24 protein-coding genes are annotated in these 16,239 nt (G+C 60.8%); all 24 read left to right on the top strand.

Features of this window, described 5'->3' with window-relative positions:
- The 24 genes from rplX (at nt 1) to LGQ03_RS14985 (ending at nt 16,143) form a co-directional block, all read left to right on the top strand.
- Nucleotides 1-306 (top strand): 50S ribosomal protein L24, encoded by a 306-nt coding sequence (rplX, locus tag LGQ03_RS15100; protein ID WP_056038978.1) that lies wholly within the window; start codon nt 1-3, stop codon nt 304-306.
- The gene (gene rplE / locus LGQ03_RS15095) at nt 306-869 is read left to right on the top strand and encodes a 50S ribosomal protein L5 (RefSeq protein ID WP_056038975.1); all 564 of its coding nucleotides are present in this window, start codon (nt 306-308) and stop codon (nt 867-869) included. Before rplX ends, rplE begins: the two co-directional genes overlap by 1 nt.
- A 21-nt stretch (nt 870-890) precedes the next feature.
- A complete protein-coding gene (gene rpsN, locus LGQ03_RS15090) occupies nt 891-1,196 on the top strand; it encodes a 30S ribosomal protein S14 (protein ID WP_056038972.1) in 306 nt (101 codons plus the stop codon).
- Nucleotides 1,197-1,208: 12 nt separating this feature from the next.
- Entirely contained in the window at nt 1,209-1,601 is a 393-nt protein-coding gene (gene rpsH / locus LGQ03_RS15085; RefSeq protein ID WP_056038970.1) for a 30S ribosomal protein S8, read from the top strand.
- Between the two features lie 10 nt (nt 1,602-1,611).
- Nucleotides 1,612-2,145, top strand: a complete 534-nt coding sequence (rplF, locus tag LGQ03_RS15080; protein ID WP_056038967.1) for a 50S ribosomal protein L6 — start codon at nt 1,612-1,614, stop codon at nt 2,143-2,145.
- Nucleotide 2,146: 1 nt separating this feature from the next.
- Nucleotides 2,147-2,506: a 50S ribosomal protein L18 gene (rplR, locus tag LGQ03_RS15075; RefSeq protein ID WP_056038964.1), complete on the top strand. Its 360-nt coding sequence runs from the start codon at nt 2,147-2,149 to the stop codon at nt 2,504-2,506.
- Nucleotides 2,507-2,615: 109 nt separating this feature from the next.
- Complete coding sequence (gene rpsE / locus LGQ03_RS15070; protein ID WP_090159691.1) at nt 2,616-3,218, top strand: 30S ribosomal protein S5; 603 nt, start codon at nt 2,616-2,618, stop codon at nt 3,216-3,218.
- 13 nt (nt 3,219-3,231) lie between these two features.
- A complete protein-coding gene (gene rpmD, locus LGQ03_RS15065; protein ID WP_090159692.1) occupies nt 3,232-3,420 on the top strand; it encodes a 50S ribosomal protein L30 in 189 nt (62 codons plus the stop codon).
- A gap of 189 nt (nt 3,421-3,609) precedes the next feature.
- Nucleotides 3,610-3,822 carry a DUF1127 domain-containing protein gene (locus LGQ03_RS15060; RefSeq protein WP_090159693.1) on the top strand — a complete coding sequence of 71 codons (213 nt, stop codon included), beginning with the start codon at nt 3,610-3,612 and terminating at the stop codon, nt 3,820-3,822.
- 219 nt (nt 3,823-4,041) lie between these two features.
- Complete coding sequence (rplO, locus tag LGQ03_RS15055; RefSeq protein WP_090159694.1) at nt 4,042-4,524, top strand: 50S ribosomal protein L15; 483 nt, start codon at nt 4,042-4,044, stop codon at nt 4,522-4,524.
- Nucleotides 4,525-4,651: 127 nt separating this feature from the next.
- Nucleotides 4,652-5,992, top strand: a complete 1,341-nt coding sequence (gene secY / locus LGQ03_RS15050) for a preprotein translocase subunit SecY (protein WP_090159994.1) — start codon at nt 4,652-4,654, stop codon at nt 5,990-5,992.
- Entirely contained in the window at nt 5,989-6,636 is a 648-nt protein-coding gene (locus tag LGQ03_RS15045) for an adenylate kinase (protein WP_226749065.1), read from the top strand. The genes secY and LGQ03_RS15045 overlap by 4 nt, the downstream gene beginning before the upstream one ends.
- Before the next feature lie 206 nt (nt 6,637-6,842).
- A complete protein-coding gene (rpsM, locus tag LGQ03_RS15040; protein ID WP_056038946.1) occupies nt 6,843-7,211 on the top strand; it encodes a 30S ribosomal protein S13 in 369 nt (122 codons plus the stop codon).
- Nucleotides 7,212-7,223: 12 nt separating this feature from the next.
- Nucleotides 7,224-7,616, top strand: a complete 393-nt coding sequence (rpsK, locus tag LGQ03_RS15035) for a 30S ribosomal protein S11 (protein WP_056038943.1) — start codon at nt 7,224-7,226, stop codon at nt 7,614-7,616.
- Nucleotides 7,617-7,725: 109 nt separating this feature from the next.
- On the top strand, nt 7,726-8,742 hold the full coding sequence (locus LGQ03_RS15030) for a DNA-directed RNA polymerase subunit alpha (RefSeq protein ID WP_056039029.1): 1,017 nt from the start codon (nt 7,726-7,728) through the stop codon (nt 8,740-8,742).
- Between the two features lie 135 nt (nt 8,743-8,877).
- Complete coding sequence (rplQ, locus tag LGQ03_RS15025) at nt 8,878-9,297, top strand: 50S ribosomal protein L17 (protein ID WP_090159697.1); 420 nt, start codon at nt 8,878-8,880, stop codon at nt 9,295-9,297.
- Nucleotides 9,298-9,447: 150 nt separating this feature from the next.
- Entirely contained in the window at nt 9,448-10,059 is a 612-nt protein-coding gene (locus tag LGQ03_RS15020) for an autoinducer binding domain-containing protein (RefSeq protein ID WP_226749064.1), read from the top strand.
- A 71-nt stretch (nt 10,060-10,130) separates the two neighbouring features.
- Nucleotides 10,131-10,721 carry an acyl-homoserine-lactone synthase gene (locus LGQ03_RS15015; protein WP_226749063.1) on the top strand — a complete coding sequence of 197 codons (591 nt, stop codon included), beginning with the start codon at nt 10,131-10,133 and terminating at the stop codon, nt 10,719-10,721.
- Nucleotides 10,722-10,760: 39 nt separating this feature from the next.
- Complete coding sequence (locus LGQ03_RS15010) at nt 10,761-12,080, top strand: replication-associated recombination protein A (protein WP_226749062.1); 1,320 nt, start codon at nt 10,761-10,763, stop codon at nt 12,078-12,080.
- Between the two features lie 31 nt (nt 12,081-12,111).
- Nucleotides 12,112-12,486 (top strand): fluoride efflux transporter CrcB, encoded by a 375-nt coding sequence (gene crcB, locus LGQ03_RS15005; protein WP_226749061.1) that lies wholly within the window; start codon nt 12,112-12,114, stop codon nt 12,484-12,486.
- Entirely contained in the window at nt 12,483-13,535 is a 1,053-nt protein-coding gene (locus tag LGQ03_RS15000) for an RluA family pseudouridine synthase (protein WP_226749060.1), read from the top strand. The genes crcB and LGQ03_RS15000 overlap by 4 nt, the downstream gene beginning before the upstream one ends.
- Nucleotides 13,535-14,209, top strand: a complete 675-nt coding sequence (locus LGQ03_RS14995) for an HAD-IA family hydrolase (RefSeq protein WP_226749059.1) — start codon at nt 13,535-13,537, stop codon at nt 14,207-14,209. Before LGQ03_RS15000 ends, LGQ03_RS14995 begins: the two co-directional genes overlap by 1 nt.
- Complete coding sequence (locus LGQ03_RS14990) at nt 14,206-14,919, top strand: ATP12 family chaperone protein (RefSeq protein WP_226749058.1); 714 nt, start codon at nt 14,206-14,208, stop codon at nt 14,917-14,919. Before LGQ03_RS14995 ends, LGQ03_RS14990 begins: the two co-directional genes overlap by 4 nt.
- Nucleotides 14,920-15,123: 204 nt before the next feature.
- Nucleotides 15,124-16,143: an amino acid ABC transporter substrate-binding protein gene (locus LGQ03_RS14985; RefSeq protein WP_056038918.1), complete on the top strand. Its 1,020-nt coding sequence runs from the start codon at nt 15,124-15,126 to the stop codon at nt 16,141-16,143.
- Nucleotides 16,144-16,239: the final 96 nt, after the last annotated feature.

The raw sequence follows: 16,239 nt of genomic DNA, 5'->3' as shown, positions 1-16,239 counted from the left end.
ATGGCTGCAAAACTCCGCAAAGGTGACAAGGTCATCGTTCTGGCTGGCAAGGACAAAGGTCTGACCGGCGAGATCAAGAGCGTCGACCCCAAGGCTGGCAAGGCCGTGGTCGAAGGTGTGAACATGGCGATCCGCCACGTGAAGCAGAGCCAGTCCAGCGAAGGTGGTCGCACGCCCAAGGCGATGCCGATCCAGCTGAGCAACCTGGCTGTTGTTGATGCGAACGGCAAAGCCACCCGCGTCGGTTTCCGCATGGATGGCGACAACAAGGTGCGTTACGCCAAGACGACAGGGGATGCGATCTGATGCTTGACCAAGCGAACTACACCCCGCGCCTGAAGCAGCAGTACATGGACACGATCCGCGCTGCGCTGAAGGAAGAATTCGGCTACAAGAACGACATGCAGATTCCGAAGCTGGACAAGATCGTCCTGAACATCGGCTGCGGTGCAGAGGCCGTGCGCGATTCCAAGAAGGCGAAGACCGCTCAGGAAGACCTGACGACCATCGCTGGCCAGAAGGCCATGACCACACGTGCGAAGAAGTCGATCGCTGGCTTCCGCGTCCGTGAGGACATGCCCCTGGGTGCAAAGGTGACCCTGCGCGGTGACCGCATGTACGAATTCCTGGACCGCCTGATCACCGTCGCAATGCCGCGCATCCGCGACTTCCGTGGTGTCTCTGGCAAATCCTTCGATGGCCGCGGCAACTATGCCACGGGCATCAAGGAACACCTCATCTTCCCCGAGATCAATTTCGACAAGATCGACGAGAACTGGGGCATGGACATCGTGATCTGCACCACCGCCGCAACCGACGCTGAAGCCAAGAGCCTGTTGAAAGCCTTCAACATGCCCTTCAACAGCTGATCGCGTCAGGAGAACAAAGATATGGCTAAGAAATCCATGATCGAGCGCGAGAAAAAGCGCGAACGCCTGGTGGCGCAGTACGCTGAAAAGCGCGCGGCCCTGAAGGCAATCATCAACGACCGTGAAAAGCCCGTCGAGGAGCGCTTCAAGGCGTCCCTGAAGCTGGCCGAACTGCCCCGCAACTCCAGCAAGGTGCGTCTGCACAACCGCTGCCAGCTGACGGGTCGTCCGCACGCGTATTATCGTAAACTGAAGATCAGCCGGATCGCGCTGCGGGACCTTGGTTCCAACGGCGAGATCCCCGGCATGGTCAAGTCGAGCTGGTAAGGAGAATTTAGTATGAACGATCCTATCGGTGATATGCTGACCCGCATTCGTAACGGTCAGATGCGCGGCAAGGCCTCGGTCGAGACACCTGCATCCAAGCTGCGTGGCTGGGTGCTGGATGTGCTGGCTGACGAAGGCTACATCCGCGGTTACGAGAAAAAAGACGGCAAGGACGGTCACCCGGCCTTTTCGATCGAGCTGAAGTACTACGAAGGTACGCCCGTCATCCAAGAGGTGAAGCGCGTGTCCAAGCCCGGTCGTCGTGTTTACATGGCCGTCAATGACCTGCCGAGCGTCCGTCAGGGCCTGGGCGTGTCGATTGTCTCCACCCCCAAGGGTGTGATGTCTGATGCAAATGCACGCGCAGCCAATGTTGGCGGCGAAGTGCTTTGCACCGTATTCTAAGGAGGGACTAATGTCTCGTATTGGTAAAAAACCGGTCGAGCTGCCCTCCGGGGTTGAGGCGAAAGTCTCCGGCCAGACCATCGAAGTGAAAGGCCCCAAGGGGACCCGCAGCTTCAAGGCGACCGACGATGTGACACTGACGGTCGAAGACGGCGCAGTCAGCGTGACTCCGCGCGGGAAGTCCAAGCGCGCACGCCAGCAGTGGGGCATGACCCGCACGCAGGTGTCGAACCTTGTGACCGGTGTGACCACCGGCTTCAAGAAAGAGCTTGAGATCAACGGCGTGGGTTACCGGGCACAGATGCAGGGCAACGTCCTGAAGTTGGCGCTGGGTTACAGCCACGACGTGAATTTCGATGTGCCCGAGGGCGTCACCGTGACGGCCCCCAAGCAGACCGAGATCATCGTCGAGGGCATCGACCAACAGCAGGTTGGTCAGGTTGCCGCGAACATCCGTGCTTGGCGCAAGCCCGAGCCCTACAAGGGCAAGGGCATCAAGTACAAAGATGAGTACATCTTCCGCAAAGAAGGGAAGAAGAAGTAACATGGCCAACAGCAAAAGAACCCTGTTCCTCAAGCGCCGTCTGCGCGTCCGGAACAAGCTGCGCAGCGTCAATGCTGGTCGGATGCGTCTGAGCGTCCACCGCAGCAACAAGAACATCAGCGTTCAGCTGATCGACGATGTGAACGGCGTGACCGTCGCCTCTGCCTCCACCCTGGAGAAAGATCTGGGCGTCGTCGGCACGAACAACATCGAGGCCGCCAAGAAGGTGGGCGCGGCGATTGCCGAGCGCGCCAAGAAAGCCGGCGTGGAAGAAGCCTATTTCGACCGCGGTGGTTTCCTGTTCCACGGCAAGGTGAAGGCTGTTGCCGACGCCGCCCGTGAAGCTGGCCTGAAGATCTAAACCAAACGTAGGCGGCCCCCCGGTGGGGCCGTCTCGATGATCGGGGCCCGGTGGGGCACTGCGATCGTATCCACAAGGCGCGAGCCTGAAACAGAAAGGACAGCCAGACATGGCAGAACGTGATAACCGGGGTGGCCGCGGCCGCCGCGAAGAGCAAACACCGGAATTTGCCGACCGTCTGGTCGCGATCAACCGCGTGTCCAAGACCGTCAAGGGTGGTAAGCGTTTCGGCTTTGCCGCACTCGTCGTTGTCGGTGACCAGAAGGGTCGCGTCGGTTTCGGCAAGGGCAAGGCCAAAGAGGTCCCCGAGGCGATCCGCAAGGCAACCGAATCCGCCAAGCGCAACATGATCCGTGTCGCCCTCAAGGATGGCCGGACGCTGCACCACGACATGGAAGGCCGCCACGGCGCTGGCCGCGTCGTGATGCGTCAGGCACCCGCAGGTACCGGTATCATCGCCGGTGGTCCGATGCGTGCCGTGTTCGAGATGCTGGGTGTGCAGGACGTCGTGTCCAAGTCGCTGGGTTCGCAGAACCCGTACAACATGATCCGCGCCACGCTGGACGGCCTCCGCAAGGAGCAGTCGCCCCGCAATGTGGCACAGCGTCGTGGCAAGAAGGTCGCCGACATTCTGCCAAAGCAGAACAACGTCGATCAGCAGTCTGACGTGGCACACAACGCCACCGAAGCCGAAGCAACCGCTGACGCGTAAGGAGTAGATGACAATGGCTAAAACAATCGTCGTCAAGCAGGTGGGTTCGCCCATCCGTCGCCCCGAAAAGCAGCGCAAAACGCTGATCGGCCTGGGCCTGAACAAGATGCACCGCACCCGCGAACTGGAAGACACACCTTCCGTCCGCGGCATGGTGAATTCGATCCCGCACCTGGTGCAGATCATCGAAGAAAAGGGCTAAGGCCTCTTTCAACGGCAAGATTTTGGAACGCCCGCAGCAGCACGCTGCGGGCGTTCTGCGTTGCAGCATTTGCATGGCGGGTCTGAAGTTCTGTGCGTTGTGGGAATGTCTGGACGGTTCTATCTAAGGGTCACGAGAGATAACCGGCCTGCACAGAACCGCGGGCACCTAAACCCGAAGGACGTACAGATGACTTTTGCAAGCACATTCAACACCGCCAACGCCGACAGCCTGATGGGCCGCTTGGCAACGACACTGCGCACCGCACGCGCCCGCCACAAGGCCTATGTGCGCACCCGTGACGAGCTGCACGCCATGTCCAGCCGCGAACTGGCCGACATCGGCATCAACCGCAGCATGATCCCCGCCGTCGCGCGCGAGGCCGCTGCACTGGCTGGCTAAGCCGCCACCGACGCAAGATTCAGGACGCCCTGCCAGTTTTGGCGGGGCGTTTTGCGTCTCAGGTCGCGACCCGAACTGCCGGTCGCCGGCCATTCTTGACGCGCTGCAGGTGCGCCGCTATACGCCGCCAGTCTGCACCCGTCGGGTGCGACTCACTGTAATGCCGTGTGCCTCGTTCCCGTCGCTGGGTGAGGTCCTCCGGCCAAGGAGATAGCGACAATGTTTAAACTGAACGAACTGTCCGACAACGAAGGCGCAACCCACCGCAAGAAGCGCGTTGGCCGTGGTGCAGGTTCCGGCAAAGGTAAGACCGGTGGCCGTGGTATCAAAGGTCAAAAGTCGCGCTCTGGTGTGGCGATCAAGGGCTATGAAGGCGGCCAGATGCCGCTGTACCAGCGCCTGCCCAAGCGTGGTTTCAACAACATCAACGCCAAGACCTATTCCGTCGTGAACCTGGGCCTGATCCAGAAATTCATCGACGCCGGCAAGATCGACGCCAGCAACGAGCTGACCGAGGACGCACTGATCGCATCCGGTCTGATCCGCCGCCGCAAGGACGGTATCCGCGTTCTGGCCAAGGGCGATCTGACGTCCAAGATCACGCTGAACGTGACCGGCGCATCCAAGGGTGCCATCGAAGCGGTCGAGAAGGCAGGTGGTTCCGTCACCGTCGCAGCCCCGAAAGCGGCCGCAGACGCCTGATCGCTTGTGGGTCAGGGAAACCTGCCCTAGATAGGATCAACGTTTTCCAAACGCCGCCGACCGGGAAACCGTTGGGCGGCGTTTTTATTATCGAAGAGGCCTTTGCATGGCATCCGCAGCAGAACAAATGGCATCCAACATGAGTTGGGGCGCTTTCGGCAAGGCGAAGGAACTTCGCAGCCGAATCCTTTTCACCATCGGACTTTTGTGTGTCTACCGTCTGGGCACCTATATCCCGGTGCCGGGGATCGACGGCGTGCAGTTGCGCGCCTTCATGGACGACGCGGCCGCCGGAATCGGTGGCATCCTGTCGATGTTCACAGGTGGTGCGCTGTCGCGGATGGGTATCTTTGCCCTGGGCATCATGCCTTATATTTCGGCTTCGATCATCGTGCAGCTGCTGGGCGCGATGTGGGAGCCGCTGAAAAACCTGAAAAAAGAGGGTGAGCAGGGGCGTCGCAAGATGAACCAGTACACCCGTTACGGCACCGTGGCACTTGCCACGGCACAGGCCTACGGTTTGGCCAAGTCGCTGGAGGCAGGCGGTCTGGCTGCTGATCCGGGGCTTTTCTTTACCGCAAGCTGTGTGATCACCATCGTGGGTGGCACGATGTTCCTGATGTGGCTGGGTGAGCAGATCACCGCACGTGGCATCGGCAACGGTATCTCCTTGATCATTTTCGTCGGCATCATCGCCGAGGTTCCCGCCGCTCTGGCGCAATTCCTGAGCCAAGGCCGGTCCGGTGCGATCAGCCCCTTTGTCATCGTTGGCGTGATCGTGATGGTAATTGCGGTGCTGACATTCGTGGTGTTCATGGAACGGTCGCTGCGCAAGATCCACATCCAGTATCCACGCCAGCAACGCGGCATGAAGGTCTATGACGGATCGTCCAGCCACCTGCCGATCAAGGTGAACCCGGCTGGCGTGATCCCTGCGATTTTCGCAAGCGCATTGCTGCTGTTGCCGACCACGATCAGCACCTTCTCTGGCGGGTCCAACAGTCCGATCATGTCGGCGCTGCTGGCCTATTTCGGTCCGGGGCAGCCGTTGTATCTGTTGTTCTTTACGGTGATGATTGTGTTCTTCACCTACTTCTACACCCGTGAGGTCGCGTTCAAGACGGACGAGGTTGCCGAAAACCTAAAGAACCAGAACGGTTTCGTACCCGGTATTCGTCCGGGTCAGAAAACCAAGGAATACCTCGACTATGTTGTGACCCGTGTTCTGGTGCTGGGGTCCGGCTATCTGGCGCTGGTCGCGCTGTTGCCGGAAATCATCCGCAGCCAGTTCGCGATCCCGTTCTATTTCGGCGGCACATCCGTGCTGATTATCGTGTCGGTGGGGATGGACACGATCCAGCAGATACAGTCACATCTGCTGGCGCATCAGTATGAGGGACTGATCGAGAAATCACAGTTGCGCGGCAAGCGCGGCGGCACGAAGCGGAGGGGGCCAGCGCGCCGATGAACATTATCCTGTTGGGACCGCCGGGGGCGGGTAAGGGCACGCAAGCGCGTCGCCTGGTCGAAGAACGCAATCTGGTGCAGCTGTCCACAGGTGACATGCTGCGCGCCGCCCGGACATCGGGCACCGAGATGGGCCAGATGGTTGCCGGGGTCATGGACCGGGGCGAGTTGGTCACCGATGAGATCGTGATTGGTCTGATCCGCGAGCAACTGACCAACGACGACGGCGCTGACGGCTATATCTTTGACGGATTTCCCCGCACCCTGGCCCAGGCCGATGCGCTGGGTGATCTGCTGAAGGAGCTGGGTGAGGATCTGGACCGCGTTGTCCTGATGGAAGTCGACGACGAGGCACTGGTCGCCCGGATCACGGCACGTTCGACCTGTGCCAACTGTGGTGAGGTCTATAACGACAACACCAAACCTGTCCCCGACAACGGCGTCTGCGTCAGCTGCGGCGAAAAGGCAGAGTTCACGCGCCGTTCGGACGACAACGAGGACAGCCTGAAAACCCGTTTGCTGGCCTATTACAAACAGACCAGTCCGCTGGTCGGTTACTACTATGCGAACGGCGACCTGAGCACGGTCGACGGCCTGCAATCGATGGACGATGTATCGGCTGCGATCCGCGCTGCACTGACCTGATGCGCCAATGGTGAACAGGGGGTTGACCCCCTGTTGCCTTACTCCTAAACACCCGCATCCCGCGAGGGAATCATTCTTGGTGTCCGGGTCGCACCCACGCCGCCAAGATTACCTCATATGACACCGGCCTGCCGCGAAAATCGGTAGGCCTGCGTTGTGAAAAAAGGGTCTGGCATGACGGACCCGCAACGAAAAGGATTGCTATTTTGGCACGTATCGCTGGGGTTAACATCCCGTCTGGTAAGCGCGTTCCCATCGCACTGACCTATATCACCGGTATCGGCAACACGACCGCTGAAACCATCTGTGAAGCTGTTGGCATCGACCGCGCGCGCCGCGTGAACGACCTGTCCGACGCCGAAATCCTCAAGGTGCGCGAGTATATCGACGAGCATCTGACCGTCGAGGGTGACCTGCGTCGTGAGACCCAGATGAACATCAAGCGTCTGATGGACCTCGGTTCGTACCGTGGCCTGCGTCACCGCCGGAACCTGCCGGTTCGCGGTCAGCGGACCCACACCAACGCACGCACGCGCAAGGGCCCCGCAAAGGCCATCGCCGGCAAGAAGAAATAAGGAGGCTCCATCATGGCACGTGATACTCGTCGTGGGGGCAAGAAGAAGGTCTCCAAGAACATCGCCGCTGGTGTGGCGCATGTGAACTCTTCGTTCAACAACACGAAAATCCTGATTTCTGACGTTCAGGGCAACGCAATTGCGTGGTCCTCTGCCGGTACCATGGGTTTCAAGGGGTCGCGTAAATCGACACCCTACGCCGCCCAGATGGCCGCAGAAGACGCCGGCAAGAAAGCACAGGACCACGGCGTGAAAACGCTGGAAGTCGAAGTGCAGGGCCCCGGTTCCGGCCGCGAAAGCGCGCTGCGCGCTCTGGCCGCCGTCGGTTTCAACATCACCTCGATCCGTGATGTGACCCCGATGGCCCACAACGGCTGCCGCCCCCCAAAGCGTCGCCGCGTCTAAGCCTATTTATGGTGATGGGGCCGTGCATCCGCACGGCCCCGTTGCGCCGTTTTGAAACCTCGAGCGTCGGACCTTTTGGACATAGGGTCGGGCAAGGATGGAGGGACATATGATCCACAAGAACTGGGCCGAACTGATTAAACCGTCGCAACTGGACGTCAAGCCGGGCAACGACCCCGCACGCCAGGCGACCGTGACCGCCGAACCGCTGGAACGCGGCTTTGGTCTGACGCTGGGCAACGCGCTGCGCCGCGTTCTGATGTCGTCGCTGCAAGGCGCTGCCATCACCGCCGTCCAGATTGACAACGTCCTGCACGAATTTTCGTCCGTGGCCGGTGTGCGTGAAGACGTGACCGACATCGTTCTGAACCTCAAGGGTGTTGCGATCCGCATGGACGTCGAAGGCCCCAAGCGTCTGAGTGTCCAGGCCAAGGGTCCGGGCATCGTGACCGCCGGCGATATCTCGGAAACGGCAGGGATCGAGATCCTGAACAAGGATCACGTGATCTGTCACCTGGATGACGGCGCCGATCTGTACATGGAACTGACCGTCAACACCGGTAAGGGCTATGTCGCCGCCGACAAGAACAAGCCCGAGGATGCGCCAATCGGCATGATCGCCATCGACGCGATCTACTCCCCGGTCAAAAAGGTCAGCTATGACGTGCAGCCCACCCGCGAGGGCCAGGTGCTGGACTATGACAAGCTGACGATGAAAATCGAAACAGACGGTTCGCTGACCCCCGACGATGCAGTGGCCTATGCCGCGCGTATTCTTCAGGATCAGCTGCAGGTCTTCGTCAACTTTGACGAGCCGGAATCCGCATCCGCCGGTGGCGATGATGATGGTCTGGAATTCAACCCGCTGCTGCTGAAGAAGGTCGACGAGCTGGAACTGTCTGTCCGTTCGGCAAACTGCCTCAAGAACGACAACATCGTCTATATCGGCGATCTGATCCAGAAAACCGAAGCCGAAATGCTGCGCACGCCGAACTTTGGCCGCAAGTCCCTGAACGAGATCAAGGAAGTGCTGTCCGGCATGGGTCTGCACCTTGGCATGGACGTCGAGGACTGGCCGCCAGACAACATCGAAGATCTGGCCAAGAAGTTCGAAGACCAGTTCTAAGAGCTACGCGCCCCGGTCACGATCGGGGCGCGGCAATGCCCGCAATGGCGGGGAAGAACCGGGCATGGTGCCCCAATAACGGAGCTACGCGTCATCGCATCGCGGGCCCATCATAAAACGTAATGGAGACTTAACATGCGTCACGCACGTGGATACCGCCGCCTGAACCGCACCCATGAACACCGCAAGGCGCTGTTCGCGAACATGGCTGGCTCGCTCATCGAACATGAGCAGATCAAGACAACCCTGCCCAAGGCCAAAGAACTCAAGCGCGTCATCGACAAGCTGATTACGCTGGGCAAGCGCGGCGACCTGCACGCCCGCCGCATGGCCAATGCGCAGCTGAAGCAGGAAATGCACACAGCGAAACTATTCGAAATCCTGGGGCCACGCTACCAGGACCGTCAGGGCGGCTACTGCCGCGTTCTGAAGGCCGGTTTCCGTTACGGCGACATGGCCCCGATGGCGATCATCGAACTGGTCGACCGCGACCGCGATGCCAAGGGCGCATCGGACAAGGCACGTCTGGCCGAAGAAGATTCCGCCGAAAGCTAAGCTGACGGCAGTTCGTCAAAGAGGCCCGGTCGCAAGATCGGGCCTTTTTTGTGTTTAAAGGTCAAAAATTCGCCACGCGGCGAAAATATCTATTAGAAACAATTTTATAAAACCGCAGCATACTGTCGGTGACCCAATATAGATCAGGCCATGACCGTCCAATCCGAAATCGAACGCCACACGCGCGAACTGGTAAAAATGGCGCCGTCGGGGCTGTTCTATGCGCTGCATTTTCGGTTCGCGCTGCCCCTGATGCACTATCACAGCTATCCGCGCGACTGGACCGACCGCTATACCGAACGGGCCTATGCGCTGCGGGATCCGGTCATTCTGTGGGGATTTGGGAATTCCGGCACCGCCCGGTGGTCGGATATCGAGCTACCTGATCCGGAGAACATCATTGGGCAGGCCCGCGAATTCGGCATGAACTACGGATTTGTCGTGGCGACGGGGTCGATCAAATCCCGGACCATTGCGTCCGCCGCCCGCGCCGATCGCGAATTCACGCAGAGCGAAATCACCCAGTTCGCCGAGACGATCGAGACGATGCATCGTCTGGTTGAACCACCCGGTTCGCTGTCCGCTGCACAGATCGAGGCGTTGGCGCTGATTGCGGGTGGGGATCGCCATGCCGCCGCTGCTGCAAAGCTGGGCATTTCAGAAAGCGCTCTCAAGGCGCGACTTGCTGCCGCACGTACCAATCTGAAAGCAAGAACAACGGTTGAGGCGATCCAGAGGGCTCGCAACTACAAGTTGCTCTAAACACTTTTTTAAGCATGACTCCGAGACGATGACCAGCCGTCGTCGCCATTTCATTCATCGGAGAAACAATCATGCAAGCAACCACGCTATCCTTTGCGAATCTGCACAATCATGGCGAGCTTTTCGCCAACATCCTGCGCGCACGGCGCGAATCGTTCATCGTGCGAAACAACTGGAAACTGCCCGAAAGCATGGGCATGGAATTCGACCAGTACGACACGCCCGCATCACGCTGGCTCGCTGTTCACGATGTCGACGGCCGGGTGCTGGCCGGTGTGCGTCTGACCCCGACAACGGCACAATGCGGGGTCTATTCCTACATGATCCGCGATGCGCAAAACGGGCTGTTGTCGTCGATCCCCGATGACCTGCTGTTTGGCGCGGCACCTGTCGACAGCGGCACATGGGAGGTCACGCGCGGCTTCATCGTCCATGACTTGCCCGCAGCCCAGCGTCAGCGGGTGCGTATCCGGCTGGTCAATCAGATGCTGCGCACCGCCCGCACCGAAGGCATCGGCCGCATGATCGCGCTCTTGCCGTCGAATTGGGGCCGCTGGGCCGGGCGCTGTCATCTGACGATGGAACCCGCCGGGCGCAACATGAACATGGGTGGGATCGACTATCAGGCTGTCTGGATCGGATTTGCCAGCCAGATGCACTGACGCTTTGCCAAGCTGCCGGGCAAGGCTTATCTGTCACAGATGGCTGATTTGTTCGACTCTGACCTCCCTCCCAAAAAACCAGCCGGTCCGCGCCCCCTCGCGGATCGGCTGAGGCCACGCGCGTTGTCGCAGGTGATCGGGCAACAACAGGTGCTGGGTCCGGATGCACCGCTGGGTGCGATGCTGGCGTCTGGGAGTTTGTCGTCACTGGTGTTCTGGGGGCCGCCGGGCGTTGGCAAGACGACGATTGCGCGGCTGTTGGCGAATGAATCCGACCTGCATTTCGTTCAGATCAGTGCAATTTTCACGGGTGTGCCGGACCTGCGCAAGGTGTTCGAGGCGGCCAAGATCAGGCGCGCGAACGGGCAGGGCACGCTGTTGTTCGTGGACGAGATCCACCGGTTCAACAAGGCGCAGCAGGACGGATTTCTGCCGTATATGGAGGATGGCACCATCCTGCTGGTCGGGGCCACGACGGAAAATCCCAGTTTCGAACTGAACGCCGCGCTTTTGTCGCGGTCGCAGGTGCTGATCCTGACGCGGCTGAACGAGGATGACCTCGAACTGTTGGCCCAGCGGGCCGAGGCGGAACTGGGTCGCGCGCTGCCGCTGGATACGCCCGCGCGTGCGGCGCTGATCAACATGGCGGATGGTGACGGGCGGTCGCTGCTGAACCTGATCGAACAGATCGCGGGCTGGAAAACCGACAAACCGCTGGGCGTCGATACCCTGACCAGCCGTCTGATGAAGCGGGCCGCAAAATACGACAAATCCGGCGATGAGCATTACAATCTGATCTCTGCCTTGCACAAATCCGTGCGGGGGTCGGACCCTGATGCAGCACTGTACTGGCTGGCACGGATGCTGACCGGCGGCGAGGACCCGCGATACCTGGCGCGGCGTATCGTGCGGATGGCGGTCGAGGATATCGGACTGGCCGATCCGCAGGCACAACACGTCTGCCTGCAAGCCTGGGAAACCTATGAACGGCTGGGCAGTCCAGAGGGCGAATTGGCGCTGGGACAGGCGGTGACCTATCTGGCGCTCGCGCCGAAATCCAACGCCGGCTACGTCGCGTTCAAGGCCGCGATGGTGGCCGCGAAAAAGACCGGATCCGAACCGCCGCCGGCCCATATCCTGAACGCACCGACCACGCTGATGAAAGAGCAGGGGTTCGGCGCAGGCTATGCCTACGACCACGACGCAGAGGACGGGTTTTCCGGTCAGGACTATTTCCCCGAAGGCATGAAGCGCGGCATCTATTATCTGCCCGTCGATCGCGGGTTCGAGCGTGATCTGAAAAAGCGGCTGGATTTCTTTGCCGGGTTGCGGGCCAAGCGCAAGGCCCGCCAGAATTGACTTCTACCGCGTCAGGGGCCAGAGAGCGCGGATGATTTTGACAGGCATCTCTGTGGCATTGGGCGGCGCGATTGGCGCGACCCTGCGGTGGCTGACCGGGCTGTGGGCGCTGCGCGTCATGGGGCCGGGGTTCCCGTGGGCCACGTTGTGCGTCAACGTGGTCGGGTCGTTCCTGATGGGTGTGCTGGTCGTGGTGCTGGCGGAAAAGTCCGGCAATCGGTTCGCACCGTTTCTGATGACCGGGGTGCTGGGTGGGTTCACCACGTTTTCCGCGTTTTCACTCGACGCGATCCGCCTGATCGAGACGGGCCAGCTGGGGCTGGCGGGATTATATGTGGGGGCCAGCGTGGGCGTGGCCCTGTTGGCGCTGTTCGCGGGCCTGATCGTGACAAGGATGATGATATGAGTGGCGTACAAACACGCACAATCGGTGACGACGATGGCGATCAGCGGGTGGACCGCTATCTGCGGCGGCTGTTCCCGCACCTGACGCAGGGGCGCATCGAAAAGATGTGCCGCAAGGGCGACGTGCGCGTCGACGGCGGCCGGGTGAAATCCAATACCCGGCTGGAGGTGGGGCAAACGATCCGCATCCCGCCGCTGCCGACCGAGGAACAGGTCGCCGCCGAACGGTCGCTGCTCAAACAGGGTGTGACCAAGGCGGATGCCGCGCTGATCCAGTCCTGTGTGATCTACCGCGACGATCATATCATCGCGATCAACAAACCGGCGGGGCTGGCGACGCAGGGCGGATCGAAAACCACGCGCCATGTGGACGGCATGGCCGAGGCGCTGATGTTCGGATACGACGAAAAACCGCGTCTGGTGCATCGTCTGGACCGTGACACCAGCGGCGTATTGCTGCTGGCGCGTACCCGCATGATGGCCAAGGCACTGACCGAAAACCTCAAGCATCACGCCACGCGCAAGATTTATTGGGCCGCTGTTGCCGGCACCCCGCATCCGCGGGCCGGCACGATCAAATACGGTCTGGTCAAGGCAGGCGGTCACGGCCACCACGGCGAGGGTGAAAAGATGCACTGCATCCACCCGCGCGATGTCGACACCACCGAGGGCGCCAAGCGTGCGACGACCGATTATGCGGTGCTGGATACCTTGGGTGGTCGCGCGTCCTGGGTGGCGCTGGTCCCGATCACGGGTCGCACGCACCAGCTGCGCGCCCATATGGCCGAGATGGGGCATCCGATTATCGGTGACGGCAAATACGGCGGGTCGAGCCAGGAAAACCTGGGCGATGGCTGGGGCGCCGGCATGGGCGGCGATATCAGCCGCAAGATGCACCTGCATGCCCGGTCGTTGACGATCGAACATCCCGAAACCGGTGCCATCCTGCATCTGACCGCGCCGATGCCCGACCACATGAAACGCACCTGGGACTTTGTGGGCTGGGTCGAGGCGCATGCGCCCGTCGATCCGTTCAACATGCCTGACTGATGGACCTGCGGCTGGTCATATTCGACGTGGACGGCACTCTGGTAAACAGCCGCGCCGCCATCGTTCATGCCATGCGGGCAGGCTTTGCTGCCGTGGGGCGCGATTATCCGGGTGACGCCGCCTGCCTGCGCGGCGTCGGCCTGTCGGTCGACGTGATGTTTCGCGCACTCGTGCCCGATGCACCGGACACAGAACTGGTCGCACTGCGCAGTGCCTATCAGCAGGCCTATTACGATCACCGCGCCTCACTTGGGAGTGAGGCGATGGCACCATTCTACGACGGTGCCCGCGACGCGTTGGACCGGTTCCGCGCGCAGGACACGCTCTTGATGGCGGCGGCGACAGGGAAATCGCTGCGCGGCATGCAGGCGATGATCGCGGATCACGGGCTGGAGGGCTATTTCCAAAGCGTGCAGACCGCCGACCATCATCCGTCCAAGCCGCATCCGTCCATGATCCATCAGGTGCTGTCAGATACCGGTGTCGACCCTGCACGCGCGGTCATGGTGGGCGATACCAGTTTCGACATGCAGATGGGACGGGCGGCAGGCGTCGCGACCATCGGTGTCAGCTGGGGCTATCATCCGGCAGAGGCACTGGACGCCGACCAGATCATCACCGATTTCGCGCAGCTCGACGCGGCTGTCGATGCGCTGACAGGAGGACACCCATGAGTGACTGGGCACCGAAACGATTCTGGACCATGGCCGAGGTCGTGACCCGTGAAGGCGGATTCGCCGTCGATCTGGACGGTCGCCCCGTCAAGACGCCTTACAAGACACCTCTGGTGATGCCGACCCGCGCCCTGGCAGAGGCGGTGGCGGCCGAATGGCAGGCCCAGGTCGAGCTGATCGATCCCCAGACCATGCCCGTAACCCGTGCCGCCAATTCCGCGATAGACAAGGTGATGCCGCAACGAGCCGAGGTCGCCGCGATGCTGGCGTCCTATGCCGAAACCGATCTGCTATGCTACCGCGCGACCGCCCCCGAGGCGCTGATCGCGCAGCAGGATGCGGCGTGGAACCCCTGGCTGTCCTGGGCGGCGCAGGCATTGGATGCCCCCCTTCATGTGACGGCGGGGATCATGCCGATCGACCAGCCCGCTGAATCGTTGCAGCGCCTGCACGACCGGGTCGCCGCATTTGATGCCTGGGAGCTGACAGGATTTCATGACCTGGTGCAGCTGTCGGGATCGCTTGTTCTGGCGCTGGCGGTGGCCGCAGGCAAGTTGACCCCGGATGAAGCCTGGACCCTGAGCCGGATTGACGAGGATTTCCAGATCAGCCAGTGGGGCGATGACGAAGAGGCCACCCATGTGGCCGAGATCAAGGCGCAGGCGTTTTCCGACGGTGCCCGATTCATGGTCATGGCCCGGTCCGTTTAGCAGTCAATCCCGCCCATTTGGGCAGCAGATGTCGAATGAATGGGCATTTGACACGCTGTCTTGTGCAACATGCCCTTGACCTTTCGGCGGCTTATCGCCCAGTTTGTATGCAGGTGAAGGATCAACCTTCTTACCGCTAACGTCCGTCTGGACGAAATAATTGGCTGCCCCCGATGTGGGGCGGGAACTCAGGAAGAGGTATACATGAAAAAGACGATTTTTCTCGGAACGCTGACCGTTGCCGGTCTGTGTGCTGCCGCTGCAAGTGCGGCAACACTTGACGACGTCAAGGCACGCGGCAATCTGAACTGTGGTGTGACGACTGGTCTGACCGGTTTCGCAGCACCCGACGCAAACGGCGTCTGGGAAGGTTTCGACGTCGACGTGTGCCGTGCCGTCGCTGCCGCGATCTTTGGCGACGAAAACGCTGTCGAATTCGTCCCGACAACTGGTGAAACCCGTTTCACCGCGCTGTCGTCCGGCGAAATCGACCTGTTGGCGCGTAACACCACGTGGACCATGTCCCGTGACACCGACCTGAAGTTCGATTTCATCGGCGTGAACTACTACGACGGTCAGGGCTTCATGGTCCCGCGCGAGCTGGGTGTGACCTCTGCCAAGGAACTGGACGGTGCCACCGTGTGCATCCAGACCGGCACCACGACCGAGCTGAACCTGGCCGACTACTTCCGCGCCAACAACATCAGCTATGAGCCGGTTCCGATCCAGACCAACGCCGAAGCACAGCAGCAGTATCTGGCTGGTGCATGTGACGTCTATACGACGGACGCATCCGGCCTGGCCGCAACCCGTGCGACGTTCGAGGCACCCGCAGACCACGTGCTGCTGCCCGAAATCATCTCCAAGGAACCGCTGGGTCCGCTGGTCCGTCACGGTGACAACGAGTGGGGCGATCTGACGATGTGGGTGCTGAACGCACTGATCGCTGCCGAAGAGCTGGGCATCACCTCTGCAAACATCGCTGACATGTCTGCTGCACCGACCAACAACCCTGAAGTGAACCGTATCCTGGGCACCGAAGGCGAGCTGGGCGCGATGATCGGCCTCGAGGCTGACTGGGCCAAGAACGCGATCATGGCCGGCGGCAACTACGGCGAGATCTTTGAGCGCAACATCGGTGAGAACACCCCGATCGGTCTGGCGCGTGGTCTGAACGCACAGTGGACCGACGGCGGCCTGCTGTACGCACCTCCGTTCCGCTAAAACGTTAGGCAAAGGCCCGGCAAATTGCCGGGCCTTTCGCCACAGCGACCCAAAAACAAAAAAATGCAGAACTGACCGTGGTGCGCTGGTCTAAAC

The sequence above is a fragment of the Loktanella gaetbuli genome, from assembly GCF_020531945.1.
In the GTDB taxonomy this organism is placed as follows: Bacteria; Pseudomonadota; Alphaproteobacteria; order Rhodobacterales; family Rhodobacteraceae; genus Loktanella; species Loktanella gaetbuli.
The sequence above is the reverse complement of the archived record's forward strand: the minus strand, read 5'-3'. Positions and strand labels throughout refer to the sequence as shown.